The sequence below is a fragment of the Weizmannia sp. FSL W8-0401 genome, assembly GCF_038009125.1.
In the GTDB taxonomy this organism is placed as follows: Bacteria; Bacillota; Bacilli; order Bacillales; family Bacillaceae_C; genus Weizmannia; species Weizmannia coagulans.
The window spans coordinates 1,690,133-1,709,165 of sequence record NZ_JBBPAG010000001.1 but is presented as its reverse complement, the minus strand read 5'-3'; the positions used below and the strand labels follow the sequence as shown (position 1 = coordinate 1,709,165).

The window sequence follows — 19,033 nt, the reverse complement described above, 5'->3', positions numbered from 1 at the left end:
CGGAATGAAGGTACAAATGCTGTACTCGTTTTTAAAAACGGATATTGAGCTTATTGAACAAGAGCTGGCCAACGCTGTCGCATCAAATGCTGCTTTGATACAGCAGGCATCTGAAAGTTTGCTGAAAGCGGGAGGAAAAAGGATCCGCCCCGTATTTGTGCTGCTCGGCGCGAAATTCGGGGATTACGAAATCGAACGTGTCAAAAATGTCGCTGTTGCACTGGAATTGATCCATATGGCGTCGCTCGTGCATGATGATGTCATTGATGATGCCGAACTGCGCAGGGGAAAGCCGACCGTAAAAGCCAAATGGGACAACCGGATTGCCATGTATACGGGCGATTATATTCTCGCAACCGCGCTTGAATACATTACAAAAGTGGAGGATCTCTCCGCCCACCAGATTCTGGCGGATACACTTGTTGAAGTGTGCGTCGGCGAAATCGAGCAAATCAAGGATAAATACCGGTTTCATCAAAATTTGCGCTGTTACTTAAGGCGGATCAAGCGGAAAACGGCTTTGCTGATTGCAGCCAGCTGCCAGCTCGGGGCGATTGCATCGGGCGCCGACGAAAACATCCACCGCCAATTGTACCAGTTTGGCTACAATGTCGGGATGAGCTATCAAATTATTGATGATATCCTGGATTTTACCGGCACGGAGAAGCAGCTTGGAAAACCGGCAGGCGAAGATTTGCGCCAGGGCAATGTAACGCTTCCGGTGCTTTTTGCAAGGGAAGACCCAAAAATCAGAAAAAAGCTGGAATATGTCCATGAGCACATGCCAAAAGCGGAGCTTGAAGACGTTGTCAGACTGGTCAAACAGTCCGGCGCGATCGAACGGTCCTATGCAGTGAGCAACTGCTATCTAGAGAAAGCGCTCAGTACGCTTGGGCAGCTTCCGGATACCCGTTTTAAAAAAATGCTGGCAGATTTGGCGCGTTATATGGGAAAAAGAAAGTTTTAAAAGAAAGCAGGGCTGCCGGGCAGTGCCCTGCATTGGCGGCCCGGTTTTGAAGCGCTTACTTCAAACATATTGAGATTTTCCCGCCATCATGGTACGATTTTCTATGGCCAAGATGCCTTACATAGTAGAAATGCGAATGGAGTGGATGAAGATGGAAAGGACTTTTTTAATGGTAAAACCGGATGGGGTCAGCCGCCAGCTGATCGGCGAAATCGTTTCCCGCTTTGAAAAGAAAGGGTTTCGGCTTGCGGGGGCAAAATTGATGCAAATTTCAGATGAACTTGCAAAAAAGCATTACGCTGAGCATAAAGAACGCCCTTTTTTCAATGATCTTGTGGCATTTATTACTTCCGGGCCGGTCTTTGCCATGGTTTGGGAAGGCGAAAACGTCATCGCCACTGCTCGGCAAATGATGGGCAAAACGAATCCGGCCGAAGCCGCCCCGGGGACGATCCGCGGCGATTACGGCGTGATTGTCAGCAAAAACATTATTCACGGTTCCGACTCACCAGAAAGCGCGAAACGTGAAATTTCCCTGTTTTTCCGGGAAGACGAGCTGATCTCATACAGCCGGCCGGCGGATGCTTCGATTTATTAAATCATGCAAAAAAAAGATTGGCGATCCTCTCCGCGCCAATCTTTTTTTATGTTAAAATAAACGGTATGAACCAACAAATCTGAATAAAAATACGGAGATTGCATAATGAAAACAGAACTGGATGATTACGGCCGGTTCATTGCGCAAGTCAAAAAGAAAACGGGGATCGATTTATCTTTGTATAAAGAAGCGCAAATGAAAAGAAGGCTGACGACATTATATGAAAAAAGAGGTTTTTCATCTTTCAGTGAATTTTTTCAAGGACTGGACAAAAACGAACGTTTGCTGGAAGAATTTTTGGACAGAATGACGATTAATGTTTCAGAATTTTACAGAAATAAGTCGAGGTGGGATGTGCTCGAACGGAACATTTTGCCCGGGCTGCTGAAAGAAAAAGGAGAAAAACTGAAAATCTGGAGTGCCGCTTCCTCTACGGGCGAAGAACCGTATACGATGGCCATGATCCTGTCAAAGTATTTGCCGCTTAATAAGATTCAGATCCTGGCGACCGATATTGATCAAAAAGCCCTGCAGAAAGCAGAAGCCGGCGTTTATTCCGAACGTTCGATCCTTGAGGTGCCGCGCGAAATGAAACAAAAATATTTTCAAAAAAGCGGCGGGGGCCCGTTCTATCAAATTGCGGACGAAATCAGGCGGGCGGTGATATTCAAACAACATAATCTGCTGCACGACCCTTATCCAGCAGCGGATCTGATTATTTGCCGGAACGTGCTGATTTACTTTACAGAAGAAGCCAAAGTGTCTGTTTACCGGAATTTCAGCAAAACGCTGTCGGCAAACGGCATATTATTTGTCGGTAGCACGGAACAGATTTTCAATCCGGCCGCGTATGGATTTGAAATTGAAGATACCTTTTTCTATAAAAAAATATAAAGCGCTCCATCTATTCGATTTACAGCGATTGTGGTATAGTGATAGATATGTAATGCTTTAAAGTGATGAAGGGGGATGCAGAATGAGATATTTGACGGCAGGCGAGTCACACGGACCGGCGCTGACCACCATTATTGAAGGCCTTCCGGCGGGCATGCCGCTGACAGCTGAAGAAATTAACACTGACCTTGCCAGAAGGCAGAAAGGTTACGGGCGGGGGCGGAGAATGCAGATAGAAAAAGATAGGGCAATGATTTCTGCCGGCGTCCGCCACGGATTGACGCTCGGTTCGCCGGTTGCGCTCACGGTTGAAAACAGGGACTGGGTGCACTGGAATAAGATCATGGGCATTGAGCCCCTTCCTGAAGATGCGGACGACGTGAAACGGCGTGTGACCCGCCCGCGCCCGGGGCATGCCGATCTTGCCGGCGGGATCAAATACGGGCACAGGGATTTGCGCAATGTGCTCGAACGCTCTTCCGCACGCGAGACCACCGTTCGTGTGGCTGCCGGGGCTGTCGCGAAAAAATTGCTGAAAGAGCTCGGCATCGAAGTGGCCTCGCACGTGCTTGAAATCGGGGGTGTCCGCGCGGAAAAGGTGCCATATGATTCCCTTGCTTCCTTGCAGGAAAAAGCGGACGGTTCACCGGTACGCTGTTTGGATGACGGGGCGGCGCAAAAAATGATGGAAGCCATCGACACGGCAAAGAAAAACGGCGACTCGATCGGCGGCATTGTCGAAGTGATCGCAACCGGGATGCCGGCCGGTGTTGGCAGTTATGTTCATTACGACCGGAAGCTGGATGCCAGGCTCGCGCGCGCCATCATCAGCATCAATGCGTTTAAAGGGGTGGAATTCGGGCTTGGCTTTGAAATGGCACACCGGCCCGGGAGCGAAGTCCATGATGAAATCGCCTGGTCGGAAGAAACGGGCTATACGCGCAAAACAAACCGGCTCGGCGGCTTTGAAGGCGGTATGACAACCGGCATGCCGATTGTCGTAAGAGGCGTAATGAAGCCGATCCCGACATTGTATGAGCCGCTTCAAAGCGTTGATATCGAAACGAAGGAACCTTTTGCAGCGAGCATCGAACGTTCCGACAGCTGTGCGGTGCCGGCAGCAAGCGTCGTCTGTGAGGCCGTTGTCGCCTGGGAGTTGGCGGAAGCGATCACCGACCAGTTTTACAGCGACAGGATGGATGTGCTGAAAAAAACGGTTGCGGAGCAAAGAGAATACGGAAGGTTGTTTTAAATGGAAACGATCATCATTGATACAGAAACAAAACAGTACCCGGTATACATAGCAAGCGGCGCGCTGCAGGAGCTGGGCCCGCTCGTCCGCAAATATACGCGCTGCATGGTCATAACGGATCAAAACGTCCGGCCGCTTCACTTGGACAAACTGCTTTCGCAGCTTCCGGAAAGCGCGGAACAGTGTGTACTGACCGTGCCAGGGGGGGAAGATGCCAAAACGTTTGAAGTCTACCAGGAAGCTTTGACGTTTGCCGTGGAACATCATTTAGACCGGAAATCATGCATTCTTGCCTTTGGCGGGGGCGCGGTCGGCGATCTTGCCGGTTTTGTGGCGGCAACCTATATGCGCGGCATTGCGTTTATTCAAATCCCGACAACCATTTTGGCCCATGACAGCGCGGTCGGCGGCAAAGTGGCGATCAATCACCCGCTTGGAAAAAACCTTGTCGGCGCTTTTTACCAGCCGGAATTTGTATTGTATGACACGGATTTCCTGCGCACGCTCCCCAAAAAGCAGCTGTTAAGCGGATTTGCCGAACTTGTAAAGCATGCGCTTCTTTCGGATGGGGAGTTCCTTAAAGAATTACAAACAAAGATTCCGGACGGCGGGCATCTTTTATCCCCGCATCTTCCGGACTTGTTGAAAAAAGGGATCAAAGTAAAGGCAGATATTGTCCGCAAAGATGAAAAAGAAACGGGTGTGCGTGCCTTTTTGAATTTCGGGCATACGCTTGGGCATGCCCTTGAGGCGCACGGCGGGTTCGGGAAAATCACCCATGGCGAAGCGGTCATGACCGGCATCGTTTACGCTCTTTTGATCAGCAGGGAACAGACCGGCCTTCAATTTGATTTGCCGCAATTTCTCAGCTGGATCGAAACGCTCGGCTATGATTGGAAAATTCCGGCTGGCGCAGCATTTGACGAAATCTATGCTTATATGAAACGCGATAAAAAAACAATTGCCGGCAATATTCACTTCGTCCTGCTTGCGTCTGTCGGCAAACCGGTGCTGGCTGAAGTGGACAAAGAACGGCTGAGCCGTCTGTTTCTGCTGCAGCAAAAGGGGGATTTGCATACATGATACGCGGAATACGCGGAGCGACTACGGTCGAGCGCGATCACGAAAGCGAAGTCCTTGCTGCTACTACTGAGCTGATGAATGCCTTGATCGAAAAAAACGGGATCAAGCCGGACCGGGTCGCTTCCCTTTTGTTCTCGGCAACAGCCGATATCCGTTCGGCTTTTCCTTCGAAAGTCATGCGCCAATTCAGCGGCTGGAAGTATGTCCCGATTATGAATATGCAAGAAATTCCGGTTGAAGGGAGCCTTGCCCGCTGCATCCGCATCCTGATCCATGTTGACACGGACCTTGGGCAGGAGGACGTAAAGCACGTGTATTTGCGCCGTGCAGCTGCGCTCCGGCCGGATTTAACAAAATAAGAGAATGCTAACGTGTCACGAACCGAAAGGAGAGAATGCGATCACCCCCCGGCTTGCGCTCTTGCATGGAAGCAGGGGACTCTCGCTAAAGATGATGAAATGGAGAACAAAAATTACGGATTTGCATGCATATGTGCCCGGAAAGACCATTGATGAAGTGAAAAAACAATACAGGCTCGATTCAATCGTGAAACTGGCATCCAATGAAAATCCGTTCGGCTATTCCCCGAAAGTGGATGAGGCTTTGAAAAACTTTCAGCCTGCTTTTACCCGTTATCCGGACGGGCACGCCGCACAACTGAGACAGAAAATGGCCGCACATCTCGGCGTTGATCCAACCGAACTGATTTTTACAAACGGGACGGACGAACTGATCCAAATCGTTTCCAGGTCACTCCTCGAACCGGGCAAAAATACGGTGATGGCCGCACCGACATTTTCCCAATACAAACATAATGCCATCATCGAGGGCGCCGAAGTCCGTGAAGTACCCTTAAAAGACGGGCGGCATGACCTGGAGGCGATGCTCGGGCAAATTGATGAAAACACGGCGGTTGTCTGGATTTGCAGCCCGAACAATCCGACGGGGACGTATACGACCGAACAGGAGTTGACCGCTTTTCTTGACCGCGTGCCAGAAGACGTGCTCGTTTTTATCGATGAAGCGTACAGCGAATACGTGGTCGCAAAAGATTACGAACAGGCGCTTGTCTTATTCCGCCGGTATCATCATTTGATTGTCAGCCGGACCTTTTCGAAAATTTACGGACTGGCCGGTTTACGCGTTGGCTACGGGATTGCCGATCGAACGATCATCCAAAAGCTCGAGCCAGTGCGCCCGCCATTTAATACCAATGTCCTTGGCCAGCTGGCTGCACAGGCGGCGTTGGAGGACCAGACGTTTATCCAGAGCTGCCGCGACAAAAACCGGCAGGGGCTCGAACGCTTTTATGCGTTTTGCCGCCGCAACAGCCTTGCATTTTACCCGTCACAGGCAAATTTTATTTTAATCGATTTTCAATGCGATAGTGAGGAAGTTTGCCGGTTTTTGCTTGGCAGGGGATATATCGTCCGCTCCGGGGAAGCACTCGGGATGCCGGGGACGGTCCGGGTTACCATCGGGTCGGAAGAACAGAACCGGGGCGTACTCGAGGCGATCGGGGCTTTTCTGGAAAGCCGCAAATGAACTTGACAACGGCGGGCCTTTTGACAGCAAAAGGCCGCCTTTTTACAAAAAAGAGGTGGCACCTTTGAAAGGAAATGTGTTTGTGATCGGGCTCGGGTTAATCGGGGGGTCCATTGCCCTGACCATTAAAAAGGAACATCCGGAAGCAAGGGTCACAGGGTATGATGCCAAATTGGAAGAGATGAAAATGGCAAAAGCCCTGATGGTCGTGGATGATTACGTGGAAACGATCCAAGACGGCGTGCGTGGCGCGGATTTAATTATATTGGCCACGCCGGTGCTTGTAACGGAAAAATTGATCGGGCAGCTCGGGCAAATGGAATTGAAGGAAAATGTGATCATCACCGATACGGGCAGCACGAAAGAAAGCATCATGGCAAAGGCGCAGCGGCTCGCCGGCAACAACACCGTTTTTATCGGCGGGCATCCGATGGCCGGTTCCCATAAAAGCGGCGTTACGGCCGCCAGCCTGTCCCTGTTTGAAAATGCCTTTTATTTGCTTACGCCTTTCCATGAACAAGATCAGCGGACGGAAGAATTGAAACAGTGGCTGAAAGGAACAAAGGCAAATTTCATCACCGTTTCTCCGGAAATGCATGATGAAATGGTTGCAGTCATCAGCCATTTTCCGCATGTTATCGCAGCGTCACTTGTCCATCTTGTGAAAGACGCTGATGCGGAATATCCCCTTTTAAAAAGGCTTGCTGCCGGGGGGTTCCGTGATATTACACGGATTGCCTCCTCAAACCCGCAAATGTGGGCGGACATCTCTTGCGGCAACAGGGAAAACCTGATCAGGCTTTTGGACAGATGGGCGGAAAATCTTCAGGAAGTGAAAAAGGCGCTTGCAGACAACAAGTATGAGCTTCTGCACCGCTTTTATGCGGAAGCGAAACAATACCGTGACTGCCTTCCAATCAGTGGATCGGGCGCAATCCCGTCTTTTTACGATTTATTTGTCGATATTCCGGATGTCCCGGGGGTTGTTTCTCAAATTACCAATAAACTGGCGGAAAAAGGAATTTCTATTACGAATATACGCATTCTTGAGGCGCGGGAAGATATATACGGCGTGCTCCGGATCAGTTTTCGCTCGGAAAACGACCGTGATCTAGCCATGAATCTTTTAAAAAAAGAAACCCCGCATGAAGTCTATATCCAATAGAAGGTGGTGGCTGCAATGGAAAAATTGGCACCCGCGCAAACAGGGTTAAAAGGTACGATTAAAGTTCCGGGGGATAAATCGATTTCCCACCGGTCGGTTATGTTTGCCGCTGTCGCCAGGGGAAAAACGATTGTAAAAAATTTTCTCCCCGGCGCCGACTGTTTGAGCACCATTCATTGTTTTCAGCAAATGGGCGTGCCGATCGAACGGGATGGCACCCGGGTGGTGATTGATGGAAAAGGATGGGACGGTTTGTCGGAGCCGGAAACGGTGCTCGATACCGGAAACTCCGGCACGACGACCCGCCTGATGCTCGGTCTTCTTGCCGGCCGGCCCTTCCATTCGGTCATTGCCGGCGACGAATCGATTGCAAAGCGCCCGATGCAACGCGTCACAAAACCGCTTTGCGAAATGGGCGCGCACATTGACGGAAGAAGGGGCGGCAATTTCACCCCTCTTTCTATAAGGGGCGGGGCGCTTCGGGGAATCGAATACCAGCTGCCTGTAGCAAGCGCGCAGGTAAAATCCGCGCTCCTCTTAGCCGGCCTTCAGGCAGACGGCTCTACAATTGTGCATGAGCCGCAGCCCACCCGCGACCATACTGAACGAATGATCCGGGCATTTGGCGGCGAGGTCAGGACGGAAGGGAGAACGATTTCCGTCCGGGGTGGCGCGGTTTTCCATGGCACGGAGATCGATGTGCCCGGCGATATCTCATCCGCCGCCTTTTTTATGGCTGCTGCTTCGCTTGTGCCCGGAAGTGAAATCGTCTTGCCGGATGTCGGGCTCAATCCGACCCGTGCCGGGATCCTTGATGTTTTAAAGCAAATGGGCGCGGATATGGAAGTGGTCGAAACACATGCCCCATCTGACGGCGAGCAAACAGGCACGTTGGTGATCCGCCCGGCTGCTTTACAAGGGGTGGAAATCGGCGGCGGGCTGATTCCGCGCCTCATTGATGAAATTCCAATCATTGCCCTTCTTGCTACACAGGCGGAAGGCAGGATGGTCATAAAAGATGCCGCAGAACTGAAAGTGAAAGAGACAAACCGGATTGACACGGTTGTCCGGGAATTAAAGAAACTGGGCGCCCAAATTGAGGCGACAGCGGATGGCATGATCATTGAAGGCCCTTGCCGGCTTTCAGGCGGGACGGTGGAAAGCCACGGGGATCACAGAATCGGGATGATGCTTGCCGTTGCATCACTTGTGGCAAAGGATGCTGTCTGCCTGAAAGGGGCGGAAGCAATCGCCGTATCATACCCGCAGTTTTTTGATGATCTGAAATCCGTTCTGTAACGGCTTTAGACGCCTATTGAAAACAGACACCAGCAATCAGCCGGTGCCTGTTTTCAGGATAACAGAGAACAGGCGCCTGATCATGATGTCCGTGGAAAAGCGGGGTGCGGAAATTCAAAATCCCGTGCCCCGCTTTATTTTTGCTGTGAAAAAAAGGGATTTTCATGCACGGCGGAGAAATACTTAAACAGGAAACCCGGAAAGGCAAATGATTTGCCCTGGCCTTCAAAATTCTTTATGATTTAGCCAAGGACACCCACGGCTTTTCCTGCAGGCAAGCGGGCTCCGGGAAAAGGGCCGATTGCCATTTCACCAGGGGACCGGGGGAGCGCTTTTAGCGGCAACCGGGATTTTGGCTTTGCAAAAATCCCGCGGCTCCCGTTGCAAGAGGTTCAGCAAAAGGAAACACATCAAAGATTAAAGGAAGATTTTCATGAGCTTAATGGAACAATTGTTGGATCATTTGGAAGAAGGCAGGCTCGAGGAGGCGAAAAAAACATTTGAAGATTTTCTCGCGCTCGGCACGGACGAAGAGAAATATGCGCTTGCCGGGCAGCTTGAGGGCCTCGGTTTTCTGAATGAAGCACAGCAATTATATAAAGATTTGCTTGCGTCTTATCCGGATGACGGCGAGCTTGTGATCTTAATGGCGGAAACGCTTATTGATATGGACAAGGAAGAAGAAGCCATATTATACCTCGACCGCATTCCGGAGACGGACCCCGATTACCCGCGTGCATTGCTTTTGCTTGCGGATTTGTATCAAATGCAGGGCCTGTATGAGGTCAGCGAAAACAAACTGATGGAAGCTGCATCGCTTTTGCCGGAAGAACCTGTCATCCATTTTGCGCTTGCCGAGTTCTACACTTCCTGTGCCCGATATGCGGAAGCTTCCCGTGAATATGAGTGGCTTTTGGGCAAAGGGATCGATACATTTGCGGATACAAACATCCACGGGCGCCTTGCAGAAGTGCTGAGCGCAGCGGGCGCGTTTGAAGAGGCCTTGCACCAATATGAGCATGCCATGGAAGGCCGCTTTGAGGCGAACACATTATTTGGATATGCCTTAACCGCATACCAGGCAGGATTTTATGAAAAAGCGATAGAGCTGTTTGAAGAATTGCGGGAAACGGATCCCGGCTACCATCCGCTTTACCTGTATCTTGGCCGTGCATATGAGCACGAACAAATGCCGGAAGAAGCGCTTGCTGCTGCTGAAAAGGGCATAAAAGAAGACGAGTATGATAAAGAACTTTATCATTTTGCTGGAAAAATGGCTACAAAAGCAGGCGATGAGGAAAAAGCGGAAAATTATTTTAAAAAAGCGCTGGAACTGGATCCCGGCTATTTGGATGCGGCCCTTTCCTACAACGAGCTGCTGCTTCAAAAGGAGCGGTACGAAGAAGTCCGTGACCGGGCCCTCAGCATGGAAAAAGAAGGGGATACCGACCCTCGGCTTTACTGGGATCTGGCCATATCGCTTAAGCATTTGGAAGAATATTCTCAGGCATTAAAGTATTATGGATATGCATATAATGATTTACAAAACGACACGGTGTTTCTGGAGGATTACGGTTATTTTCTGATTGAAGAAGGGAGAAGGAAAGAGGCTTACGGCATTTTCCAAAAGCTTTTGCGCGAAGATCCGGCAAATGATGAATGGATTGCACTTCTTGAAAGGCTTGAAGACGGAAATTAATTGCGGCCATCGTTGCCGGACTTTTTCGTAGGCGGTTTAGACGGGAAAAGGTATAATGAAGGTGTAAACCAATGTTTTATCAAAAAAGCTGCCCGCTGTAAACTCGGCCATTCAATTTGCAGAGGAGGGATTACGATGGCTCTCACCCCTGTTTCAATCAACGAGAAAAAGGAGTTTATCCGTTGGTTTTTAAATCATTACCAATTAAAAAGACGGGAGTCAGTCTGGATCTTGAATTATTTAATGAGCCACGACCAGCTGATGGAAAAAGTCCATTTCGTCGAGGAAGCGCATCTTTGCCCGCGCGGCATCATCATGTCGACGCACTGCGTGGACAATGTGCCGTTCCGCTTTTATAAAGATAATATTATGACAACGGATGCGGAAAAGTCTTTCCATGATATCCGGCTGAACCGTGAAGAAGACATTTATATCCAGCTCAATTTCAAAAAATCCCAATTATCGTACCAGTATGCGGCTGTGCTTGAAGAAAACCCGTATATGCCGAAAGATCTCCATATAAACGAGACAGACCGGCAAATGGCGGAAAAATTATTGGAGAAAAGCATGAAAGATTTTAAACGGAATAAACTGCGGGAAGAAATCGACAAAGCGCTCGATGAGAAAGATTACAGCCGTTTTGTCGAATTAAGCGGGGAGATGAAAGAACTGGACGATTAATCATTCCGGTTTCTGCCCGTGGGGAAAATGAAAGGGGTATCATTCGTGCTCTGGCGTGCAAATGACATGGAATTGTACCAACAGGAACGTTACTTTATTGACACGGCAGTCCTGCCGCTTGTCCCGGTTTCATTCGGGGACCGTATCCGGCAGCTCGCTTCCGGATATGAATGGATCCAGATGATCGCAGGCTGCCTTGAGTCACAATTTAAAGGCCGGATTGTTTTGCTGCCCGCTTTCCCATATTTGCAGCAGGCGATCCCGGATAGCGCGGGGCCTGCCATCAAGTCATGGGAAGCCGAATTGGCTGAAAGCGGGTTCCGGCATATTTTTTATTTGACCAGCGATCCCGGCTGGCAAAGGCTCCAGGCCGAACTGAACGGAAATGTGCTCTGGATGCCGGCTGTCCCGCTTGAACATATGGAACAGAAACAGCGGGATGCCATTGTGGATGAACAGGTGAAACAGCTTATCTCCACCATTGTCCGGTCATGGGGGGAAAACTGAAAAAGTTATATTAAAATATCAGTTTATTTCGAGTAGAAAGATATTTGACATAAAATAGACAATATTCATTGACCGGCAAATATCTTTGTTTTATCATAAGAGTGTATTTGCTGCATCTTGAAAATAGTATGAAACCGAGAGTTCTGTAAGGGGGGGGGACAGGTTGAGCAAAAAAGATCCGGTGTCAAGGAGGCAGTTTTTGAATTACACGCTGATGGGCGTAGGCGGATTTATGGCTGCGGGTGCGCTGATGCCAATGCTCCGTTTTGCCGTCGACCCGGTGCTCGAGGCGGAAGCAGCCGGCGACTTTCATCCAACCAAATTGAAAGTTTCCGATATTAAAAGCGAACCGGTGCGTGTCGATTTTAAATACGAACAGACAGACGGCTGGTATAAATCGGATGTCACCCAGACGGCCTGGGTGTATAAAGACAGCAAAGGCGATATTGTGGCACTTTCACCGGTTTGCAAACATCTCGGCTGTACCGTGAACTGGAATACGAACAAAGCGCATCCGAATCAGTTTTTTTGCCCCTGCCACGGCGGACGGTATGAGAAAAACGGGAAAAACATACCGGGAACACCACCTTCCGCGCCTTTGGATGCATACCCTGTCAAAACAAAGGGCGGCTATCTGTATCTGGGCAAACCGCAGAAAAATCCATATGTGAAGTGAGGGGGAAGAGATGCTTAGCAAATTGTATGACTGGGTCGACGAGCGCCTTGATATTACGCCGCTTTGGCGGGATATTGCCGACCATGAAGTGCCGGAGCATGTCAACCCGGCGCACCATTTTTCCGCTTTTGTCTATTGTTTTGGGGGGCTCACTTTCTTTATAACAGCCATCCAGATTCTGTCGGGTATGTTTTTAACGATGTACTATGTCCCGGATATTAAAAATGCCTGGCACTCTGTCTATTATTTGCAGCATGATGTGGCATACGGCCAGATTGTGAGAGGAATGCACCACTGGGGGGCAAGCCTCGTCATCGTCATGATGTTTTTACATACGCTGCGGGTGTTTTTCCAGGGCGCATACAAGAAGCCGCGCGAGCTGAACTGGATTGTCGGCGTGCTCATCTTTTTCGTCATGCTCGGGCTCGGCCTCACCGGTTATTTGCTTCCGTGGGATATGAAAGCGCTTTTTGCGACAAAAGTCAGCCTGCAGATTGCGGATTCGGTGCCGTTTATCGGGCCGTATATTAAAACGCTTTTGGCCGGCCATCCGGATATTGTCGGCGCCCAGACGCTGACGCGGTTTTTTGCCATCCATGTCTTTTTCCTGCCGGCGGTGCTGATGCTGCTTTTGGCAGCCCATTTTTTGATGATCCGCAAGCAGGGAATTTCCGGACCGCTGTAATGTATAAGTATCCATAACGGACAAAAGGAGGGGGAAGGATGCATCGCGGAAAAGGAATGAGATTTGTTGGCGATTCCAGAATTAATGCGGACCGCAAACCGAATATTCCAAAGGATTACTCGGAGTATCCCGGTAAAACGGAAGCTTTTTGGCCGAACTTTTTGCTGAAAGAGTGGCTCGTCGGCGCTGTTTTTCTTGTCGGTTTTTTATGCCTCACAGCCGCGCACCCGTCGCCGCTTGAGCGGATTGCGGACCCGACGGACACAAGTTATATTCCGATGCCGGACTGGTATTTTCTATTCCTGTATGAATTATTAAAGTATACTTATTCTTCCGGCCCGTACCAGGTAATCGGGCTCGCGATCCCGGGCGTTGCTTTTCTTGCACTGCTGTTGGCGCCGTTTATTGACCGCGGCCCTAAGCGGCGGCCGCTTGACAGGCCCCTTGCAACCGGGTTTATGCTGCTCGCGGTTTGTGCGATATTCTACCTGACATGGGAAGCGGCAGCCCACCACGATTGGAAAAAAGCGAAAGAGCAGGGGAAAATCGTGAAACAGGTTTCCATTGACAAAAATGCTGAAGGCTATAAAGTATTTGCCAAGCAGACGTGTGTAACGTGCCACGGGGAAAATCTCCAGGGTAGTGCGGCAGCTCCTTCTTTGGTCGGCACAGGCTTAAGTGCGGATGAAATTGCAAAGATTGCCAAAAAAGGCAAAGGGAAAATGCCGCCTAACCAATTTAAAGGCTCGGATCAGGATTTGAAAAAACTGGCGGATTATATCGCCGGGCTAAAATCGAAATAAAAGCAAAAAAAGCCGGCAGAAGCCGGCTTTTTTCGTGCTGTCTGTTTTGTTAAAATGAATCTATCTTTTTTGAAATGGGGGAAAACGATGAATGTACCGGCATTGTATGCGGCGCTGGCAGACAGGCGTGTCCTTTGGCTGCTTTTTTTAGCCAATGCTGCAGGGACCATTTATGGTTACATTTGGTACGGGTGGCAGCTTCGCGATACGCCGCCCGCGTTTTGGCTGTTTGTCCCGGACAGCCCGACCGCAAGCCTGTTCTTTCTGTTTGTGCTGCTTGCCTTTTTATGGCGGAAACACTGGCCGTATGTGGAGGCGTTTGCAATGGTGACGCTTTTTAAATACGGGATTTGGGCGGTTGCGATGAACCTTCTCGTGCTGATCGTAAACGGCTCATTGCCATGGCAGGGATATATGCTGATGGCTTCCCATTTGGCAATGGCGATAGAGGGAATATTGTATGCGCCGTTTTACCAATTCAAATGGAAGCATCTTTTGGTTGCGGCGGTATGGGCTTTGCACAATGATATCATTGACTACGTTTTTATGCAGTTTTCCCGGTACGAAGATGTATACCGGTACATCCGTGAAATCGGCTATTTTACCTTTTGGCTGAGCATCCTGTCTGTTTTGCTTGCATACCGGTTTGCCGTGCACAAAAGGCGGCTCCGCCTCGAACTTTAAATCGCTTTTTCCGCCGGCAGAAAACAGGAATTCCCGAAACGGACGCCAGGCTGTTTTTATGGTCTACTCTTGTCCTTCCCTTCATAAGTTAGTAACAGTATGAGGGGGGACAAGGATGAGGAGAAAAGTAGTGATCCTTCTTTGTGTGTTCATGTTAAGTTTTGCCGGAAAAAGTTTTGCAAAAGGTTCGGATGATGCTTTGGCACATTTAAATGACCTAAGCGACGAGGCATTGCAGCTGGCGAAAAACGGGCAATATGCAGAAGCAAAAAATGTGCTGAATGAATTTTCGAAAACATTTTCCAGGCAATCGTTTAAAAATAAACGTTTAACGATGGATGAATTGAGAGTTTTGACCGTCACTCATGATGAAGCGGTAAAGGCGTTGACGAAAGTAAGCGCAGAGCCTGAGGAGAAAGTGGATGCCTGCACGTCATTCCGGCTCGTGGTGGATGCGATCCAATCGAAGTATCAGCCGCTCTGGACGCAGATGGAAGGGCCGGTGATGTCTTCATTTACAGAGGTGCAAAAAGCAGCCGCAACAGGGAAGCGTGAAACGTACAACGAAAAATTAAACCTGTTCCTCAAACAATATGCAGTGATCGAGCCGAGTTTAAGAGTGGATCTGCCGGTTGAAAAAATACAGCGGCTCGATTCGAAAATCGCTTATATTGACCGTTATCGGGACAAGGTGGCAGGCAGCGGGTCCGGAAAAAAGGAGCTGGAGGCGCTCCGGACAGATTTAAAGCAGCTGTTTGAAGCCATGAAGGAAGATGAAGCCGACCCCTCCCTCTGGTGGATTATGATTTCCACCGGCAGCATCATCATTCTTACTTTATCGTATGTCGGATGGAGAAAATACAAAGGGCAAAAAGAAGAGCGTCACGAGACCGATCATATGGATTGACCTTTTGACCTTATTCGGATACAATAAAAGTAAGATTACCATGGAGGGTAAGGAGGGTGGCAAATGTCGTTTTTGATTTACTATCTCATTTTGGCGATCATTCCGATCTGGGCCCAGCTGAAGGTAAAAAACACATACAGTAAGTATGAAAAGGTCGCAAATGCATCCGGCATGACAGGCGCTGAGGTGGCAAGGATGATCTTGGACGAAAATGGCTTATACCATGTGAAAGTGCTAGAACATAGCGGCTTTCTTAGCGACCATTACAATCCGATTAACAAAACCGTCAATTTGTCGACTGCCAACTACCACGGGCGTTCGATTGCGGGGGCGGCTGTTGCGGCGCACGAATGCGGACACGCTATTCAGGATAAAGTCAATTACGGGCCGCTCCGTTTCCGTCACCGCCTCGTGCCTGTGGCGAATATCGGCAGCAACGCCTCTTGGATTTTTATTTTGATCGGGATGTTCACGCATGCGACAGGCATGTTCCTGCTTGGGATTATTCTGATGGGGCTTGCCGTGTTGTTCCAGCTTGTGACATTGCCGGTTGAATTCAATGCGTCGTCACGTGCGCTTGCCCAGGTCACGTCGCTCGGCATCGTCCGCGGCGGGGAAGAAAGGGAAGCGCGCAAAGTGTTATCGGCTGCCGCGCTGACATATGTAGCTGCCGCGGCGGTTGCGGTCATTGAATTGCTGCGTTTAATCCTCATCTTTACCAACTTAAACGGCAATAACAACAATAATTGACAATACGAAAAGCTTTCCGGGGTGTATCGGCAACCCGGAAAGCTTTTTTTCGTCTTGCTGCATGTGCTGGTTTGCATTATAATGAAGAAGTTTGGTTGTTTCCAACCCGTGGTTCGAAACCATCCCACGTAAAAAAACTAAGGAGAGATGCATTTGAAACTGAAAACACTCGTCGTCAACGGGGTTGTCGCGGCACTGTATATTGCGGTGACATTTTTTATCCAGCCGCTTGCGTTTATGAACGTCCAGTTCCGTGTTTCTGAAATTTTTAACCATCTCGTTGTGTTTAACAAGAAGTATATGATCGGTATTGTGGCAGGCGTTTTTCTCTCAAACTTATTTTTCTCGCCGATCAAGTATGATATGTTCATCGGTACAGCCCAGTCCGTCCTTGCGCTTGCGATTACCATTTTATCCGCACGGTTTATAAAGGGCGTCTGGGGACAGATGATCCTTAATTCCATTGCTTTTACGGCCTCCATGTTTATTATCGCATGGGAAATGCAATGGTTTAACGGCGTGCCTTTCTTTTTCGGCTGGCTGACGGCAGGTGCCGGCGAGCTAGCCGTGATGCTGATTGGAATGCCGGTTATCTACCTGATCAACAAACGCCTGCATTTTGAAAAACAGGTTTAAAAAAGAGCTGCCGCGGCAGCTCTTTTTTAATCTTCAATCGGCTGTTTATTCTCATCAAGCGTAAAGCCTTCCCCGAGCACATCATGGACCACCATCATCGACACGAAAGCATGGGGGTCAACGGAATGGATAATGCCTTTTAAACGGGACACCTCATGTTTTCCGACGACACAGTACAGCACATCCCGGTCCTGTTTCGTGAACATGCCGTGCCCGCGAAAAACGGTAACGCCGCGGTCCATCTGCTTCATGACTTTCTCGGCAATTTCATCATGCTTGTCCGAAATGATAAAAGCGCCTCTAGCCGTATAGGCCCCTTCCTGCAGAAAATCGACAACTCGCGAGCCGACAAAAACGGCAACGAGCGTGTACATCGCTTCCCGGTAATGCAGGTAGGTGATAAGCGACAGCGTAATCACGCATGCGTCGAACATGAACATGGTCCTGCCCATTGCCACGCCTTTATATTTAAATACGAGCCTGGCAATGATATCGACGCCTCCCGATGTCCCCCCGTAGCGGAAAATAATCCCGAGCCCGATGCCGATAAATACCCCGGCAAACAGCGCCGCAAGAAACATATCATCGCGAAGCGGAATATGGAAATGTTTCTTTTCAAATATCCATAAAAAAAGAGAGGAGCCGACCGTCCCGACCAGTGTATAGTAAAACGATTTTTTTCCAAGCAGCTTCCATCCGACAAAAAATACGGGGATATTCAAAATCAGATTGGAGTAAGAGGGGTTGATGTGAAATAAATAGTAAAGCAGCAGCGTAATTCCGGTAAAACCGCCTTCCGCCAGATGATTCTGGATATTAAAATGGACAATGCCAAAGGCAAAGATGCAAGAGCCGAGCAGGATAAAAAAGATGTTTTTCATTTTCAGCATAATCCGTATCCTCCTTCCCCGGTATATATCCGGCGTTCCCATTATAGCGAAAGCGGTACAAAAGGGCAATCAGGCAGAGAGAAAAGCAAATATATGATTTGTAAAATCTGCCGTTTTTGGCTAACATGGAAGAGGATTACAGGATTGGGGGATGAAAATGGCAGAAAACAAATCGATCCGGCAAATGCAAAAAGAAGTCGATGATTATATCAGCCAGTTTAAAGAAGGGTACTTCAGTCCGCTTGCGCTTACAGCAAGGCTGACGGAAGAACTTGGGGAGCTGGCGCGCGAAATCAATCATTATTACGGGGAAAAACCGAAAAAACCGGATGAGAAGCCGAAAACCGTAGCAGAAGAGCTCGGCGATTTGCTGTTTGTCGTCATTTGCATGGCAAATGCTTTACATATTGATTTACAGGAAGCCCATACAATGGTTTTGCAGAAATTTAACACGCGTGATAAAGACAGATGGACGCGAAAAGAGCAGGAGGAGTAATGAAACATGGATGATATTCGGATTATTGTTGCCGGGGCCCGCGGGAAAATGGGGAGCGAGGCGGTGCGGCTGATCGAGCGGACGGAACATTTTAAACTCGTTGGCGTAGTGGACAGGACTTTTGACGGCAAACTGTTCAATGATGTATCCGATTATAACGGCGAGCCGGTCCGGGTGTATACCGACCCGGAAGCATGCCTTGAAAACTGCCCGGCGGATGTATGGATTGATTTGACGGTGCCGAAAGCAGGGTTCCTCCATGCGAAAACGGCTCTCGCACATGGTGTCCGTCCGGTTGTCGGGACGACCGGGTTTACCGATGCGGAACTGGAAGAACTGAAGGCTGTTTCCGCACAAAAAGGAATCGGCTGTATCATTGCACCGAATTTTGCAATCGGGGCAGTGCTGATGATGAAATTTGCGCAAATGGCGGCGAAATATTTTCCGGATGTGGAAATCATCGAGCTGCACCATGACCGGAAAAAAGATGCCCCGTCCGGTACGAGCGTAAAAACGGCGCAAATGATCTCGGAAGCAAGAAGAAAAAAAACGCAGGGGCATCCGGATGAAAAAGAAACATTACAAGGTGCAAGGGGCGCGGATTTTGAAGGCATGCATATCCACAGCGTCCGCCTGCCCGGCCTTGTCGCCCACCAGGAAGTGCTGTTCGGCGGGGACGGCCAGCTGCTTACGATCCGTCATGACTCGATGGATCGCGCATCTTTCATGTCAGGGGTGAAAGTAGCCGTTGAAACGGTGATGAACCTCAATACATTTGTTTACGGGCTCGAAAATATTTTGGATTAACCGGAAGGA

22 protein-coding genes and 1 riboswitch are annotated in these 19,033 nt (G+C 49.4%); of the genes, 21 read left to right on the top strand and 1 reads right to left on the bottom strand.

The window, feature by feature from the left end; genetic code table 11:
• Positions 1 to 4: 4 nt before the first annotated feature.
• From hepT to NSU00_RS08115, 19 genes are all read left to right on the top strand, one after another.
• Complete coding sequence (gene hepT, locus NSU00_RS08205; protein WP_340703591.1) at positions 5 to 967, top strand: heptaprenyl diphosphate synthase component II; 963 nt, start codon at positions 5 to 7, stop codon at positions 965 to 967.
• Between the two features lie 151 nt (positions 968 to 1,118).
• A complete protein-coding gene (gene ndk, locus NSU00_RS08200; protein ID WP_340703590.1) occupies positions 1,119 to 1,565 on the top strand; it encodes a nucleoside-diphosphate kinase in 447 nt (148 codons plus the stop codon).
• A 105-nt stretch (positions 1,566 to 1,670) separates the two neighbouring features.
• On the top strand, positions 1,671 to 2,459 hold the full coding sequence (locus tag NSU00_RS08195; RefSeq protein WP_061566825.1) for a CheR family methyltransferase: 789 nt from the start codon (positions 1,671 to 1,673) through the stop codon (positions 2,457 to 2,459).
• An 82-nt stretch (positions 2,460 to 2,541) separates the two neighbouring features.
• On the top strand, positions 2,542 to 3,711 hold the full coding sequence (aroC, locus tag NSU00_RS08190; protein ID WP_340703589.1) for a chorismate synthase: 1,170 nt from the start codon (positions 2,542 to 2,544) through the stop codon (positions 3,709 to 3,711).
• On the top strand, positions 3,712 to 4,794 hold the full coding sequence (gene aroB / locus NSU00_RS08185) for a 3-dehydroquinate synthase (protein WP_161655519.1): 1,083 nt from the start codon (positions 3,712 to 3,714) through the stop codon (positions 4,792 to 4,794). It begins immediately after the preceding gene.
• The gene (aroH, locus tag NSU00_RS08180) at positions 4,791 to 5,153 is read left to right on the top strand and encodes a chorismate mutase (protein ID WP_061566822.1); all 363 of its coding nucleotides are present in this window, start codon (positions 4,791 to 4,793) and stop codon (positions 5,151 to 5,153) included. The genes aroB and aroH overlap by 4 nt, the downstream gene beginning before the upstream one ends.
• A 91-nt stretch (positions 5,154 to 5,244) precedes the next feature.
• On the top strand, positions 5,245 to 6,339 hold the full coding sequence (gene hisC / locus NSU00_RS08175; RefSeq protein WP_133536075.1) for a histidinol-phosphate transaminase: 1,095 nt from the start codon (positions 5,245 to 5,247) through the stop codon (positions 6,337 to 6,339).
• 64 nt (positions 6,340 to 6,403) lie between these two features.
• The gene (locus tag NSU00_RS08170) at positions 6,404 to 7,504 is read left to right on the top strand and encodes a prephenate dehydrogenase (RefSeq protein WP_013859502.1); all 1,101 of its coding nucleotides are present in this window, start codon (positions 6,404 to 6,406) and stop codon (positions 7,502 to 7,504) included.
• Between the two features lie 15 nt (positions 7,505 to 7,519).
• Positions 7,520 to 8,803, top strand: a complete 1,284-nt coding sequence (gene aroA, locus NSU00_RS08165) for a 3-phosphoshikimate 1-carboxyvinyltransferase (protein WP_211062114.1) — start codon at positions 7,520 to 7,522, stop codon at positions 8,801 to 8,803.
• Between the two features lie 433 nt (positions 8,804 to 9,236).
• Positions 9,237 to 10,502 carry a tetratricopeptide repeat protein gene (locus NSU00_RS08160; protein ID WP_017552409.1) on the top strand — a complete coding sequence of 422 codons (1,266 nt, stop codon included), beginning with the start codon at positions 9,237 to 9,239 and terminating at the stop codon, positions 10,500 to 10,502.
• Between the two features lie 135 nt (positions 10,503 to 10,637).
• Complete coding sequence (locus NSU00_RS08155) at positions 10,638 to 11,183, top strand: ReoY family proteolytic degradation factor (RefSeq protein WP_019720942.1); 546 nt, start codon at positions 10,638 to 10,640, stop codon at positions 11,181 to 11,183.
• 45 nt (positions 11,184 to 11,228) lie between these two features.
• A complete protein-coding gene (locus NSU00_RS08150) occupies positions 11,229 to 11,690 on the top strand; it encodes a YpiF family protein (RefSeq protein WP_017552407.1) in 462 nt (153 codons plus the stop codon).
• Positions 11,691 to 11,853: 163 nt separating this feature from the next.
• Positions 11,854 to 12,366 (top strand): QcrA and Rieske domain-containing protein, encoded by a 513-nt coding sequence (locus NSU00_RS08145; protein WP_013859496.1) that lies wholly within the window; start codon positions 11,854 to 11,856, stop codon positions 12,364 to 12,366.
• 10 nt (positions 12,367 to 12,376) lie between these two features.
• On the top strand, positions 12,377 to 13,051 hold the full coding sequence (qcrB, locus tag NSU00_RS08140; protein WP_013859495.1) for a menaquinol-cytochrome c reductase cytochrome b subunit: 675 nt from the start codon (positions 12,377 to 12,379) through the stop codon (positions 13,049 to 13,051).
• Positions 13,052 to 13,089: 38 nt separating this feature from the next.
• Positions 13,090 to 13,854 carry a menaquinol-cytochrome c reductase cytochrome b/c subunit gene (locus NSU00_RS08135; protein ID WP_013859494.1) on the top strand — a complete coding sequence of 255 codons (765 nt, stop codon included), beginning with the start codon at positions 13,090 to 13,092 and terminating at the stop codon, positions 13,852 to 13,854.
• An 87-nt stretch (positions 13,855 to 13,941) separates the two neighbouring features.
• Positions 13,942 to 14,538 carry a DUF1405 domain-containing protein gene (locus NSU00_RS08130; protein WP_340702668.1) on the top strand — a complete coding sequence of 199 codons (597 nt, stop codon included), beginning with the start codon at positions 13,942 to 13,944 and terminating at the stop codon, positions 14,536 to 14,538.
• Positions 14,539 to 14,653: 115 nt separating this feature from the next.
• Positions 14,654 to 15,445 (top strand): sporulation protein YpjB, encoded by a 792-nt coding sequence (gene ypjB / locus NSU00_RS08125; RefSeq protein WP_014098173.1) that lies wholly within the window; start codon positions 14,654 to 14,656, stop codon positions 15,443 to 15,445.
• 63 nt (positions 15,446 to 15,508) lie between these two features.
• Complete coding sequence (locus tag NSU00_RS08120) at positions 15,509 to 16,195, top strand: zinc metallopeptidase (protein ID WP_013859491.1); 687 nt, start codon at positions 15,509 to 15,511, stop codon at positions 16,193 to 16,195.
• A 102-nt stretch (positions 16,196 to 16,297) separates the two neighbouring features.
• A riboswitch (PreQ1 riboswitch) is annotated at positions 16,298 to 16,342 on the top strand.
• Between the two features lie 6 nt (positions 16,343 to 16,348).
• Positions 16,349 to 16,831 carry a QueT transporter family protein gene (locus NSU00_RS08115; protein WP_013859490.1) on the top strand — a complete coding sequence of 161 codons (483 nt, stop codon included), beginning with the start codon at positions 16,349 to 16,351 and terminating at the stop codon, positions 16,829 to 16,831.
• 26 nt (positions 16,832 to 16,857) lie between these two features.
• Here the strand turns inward: NSU00_RS08115 and NSU00_RS08110 are convergent, their stop codons facing one another.
• Positions 16,858 to 17,721, bottom strand: coding sequence for a YitT family protein (locus NSU00_RS08110; RefSeq protein ID WP_013859489.1), 864 nt, complete (start codon positions 17,719 to 17,721; stop codon positions 16,858 to 16,860).
• A gap of 151 nt (positions 17,722 to 17,872) precedes the next feature.
• On the opposite strand from NSU00_RS08110, the gene NSU00_RS08105 reads away from it, so the two are divergent.
• Positions 17,873 to 18,217 (top strand): nucleotide pyrophosphohydrolase, encoded by a 345-nt coding sequence (locus NSU00_RS08105; protein ID WP_017553048.1) that lies wholly within the window; start codon positions 17,873 to 17,875, stop codon positions 18,215 to 18,217.
• Positions 18,218 to 18,223: 6 nt separating this feature from the next.
• Entirely contained in the window at positions 18,224 to 19,024 is an 801-nt protein-coding gene (gene dapB / locus NSU00_RS08100; RefSeq protein ID WP_013859487.1) for a 4-hydroxy-tetrahydrodipicolinate reductase, read from the top strand.
• The last annotated feature ends 9 nt before the right edge of the window (positions 19,025 to 19,033 follow it).

Bases quoted from the DNA above. Each gene is read 5' to 3' on its own strand.
- hepT (WP_340703591.1), top strand. From the start codon at position 5: ATGAAGGTACAAATGCTGTACTCGTTTTTAAAAACGGATATTGAGCTT.
- ndk (WP_340703590.1), top strand. From the start codon at position 1,119: ATGGAAAGGACTTTTTTAATGGTAAAACCGGATGGGGTCAGCCGCCAG.
- NSU00_RS08195 (WP_061566825.1), top strand. From the start codon at position 1,671: ATGAAAACAGAACTGGATGATTACGGCCGGTTCATTGCGCAAGTCAAA.
- aroC (WP_340703589.1), top strand. From the start codon at position 2,542: ATGAGATATTTGACGGCAGGCGAGTCACACGGACCGGCGCTGACCACC.
- aroB (WP_161655519.1), top strand. From the start codon at position 3,712: ATGGAAACGATCATCATTGATACAGAAACAAAACAGTACCCGGTATAC.
- aroH (WP_061566822.1), top strand. From the start codon at position 4,791: ATGATACGCGGAATACGCGGAGCGACTACGGTCGAGCGCGATCACGAA.
- hisC (WP_133536075.1), top strand. From the start codon at position 5,245: ATGATGAAATGGAGAACAAAAATTACGGATTTGCATGCATATGTGCCC.
- aroA (WP_211062114.1), top strand. From the start codon at position 7,520: ATGGAAAAATTGGCACCCGCGCAAACAGGGTTAAAAGGTACGATTAAA.
- NSU00_RS08160 (WP_017552409.1), top strand. From the start codon at position 9,237: ATGAGCTTAATGGAACAATTGTTGGATCATTTGGAAGAAGGCAGGCTC.
- NSU00_RS08155 (WP_019720942.1), top strand. From the start codon at position 10,638: ATGGCTCTCACCCCTGTTTCAATCAACGAGAAAAAGGAGTTTATCCGT.
- qcrB (WP_013859495.1), top strand. From the start codon at position 12,377: ATGCTTAGCAAATTGTATGACTGGGTCGACGAGCGCCTTGATATTACG.
- NSU00_RS08135 (WP_013859494.1), top strand. From the start codon at position 13,090: ATGCATCGCGGAAAAGGAATGAGATTTGTTGGCGATTCCAGAATTAAT.
- NSU00_RS08130 (WP_340702668.1), top strand. From the start codon at position 13,942: ATGAATGTACCGGCATTGTATGCGGCGCTGGCAGACAGGCGTGTCCTT.
- ypjB (WP_014098173.1), top strand. From the start codon at position 14,654: ATGAGGAGAAAAGTAGTGATCCTTCTTTGTGTGTTCATGTTAAGTTTT.
- NSU00_RS08120 (WP_013859491.1), top strand. From the start codon at position 15,509: ATGTCGTTTTTGATTTACTATCTCATTTTGGCGATCATTCCGATCTGG.
- NSU00_RS08110 (WP_013859489.1), bottom strand. From the start codon at position 17,721: ATGCTGAAAATGAAAAACATCTTTTTTATCCTGCTCGGCTCTTGCATC.
- NSU00_RS08105 (WP_017553048.1), top strand. From the start codon at position 17,873: ATGAAAATGGCAGAAAACAAATCGATCCGGCAAATGCAAAAAGAAGTC.
- dapB (WP_013859487.1), top strand. From the start codon at position 18,224: ATGGATGATATTCGGATTATTGTTGCCGGGGCCCGCGGGAAAATGGGG.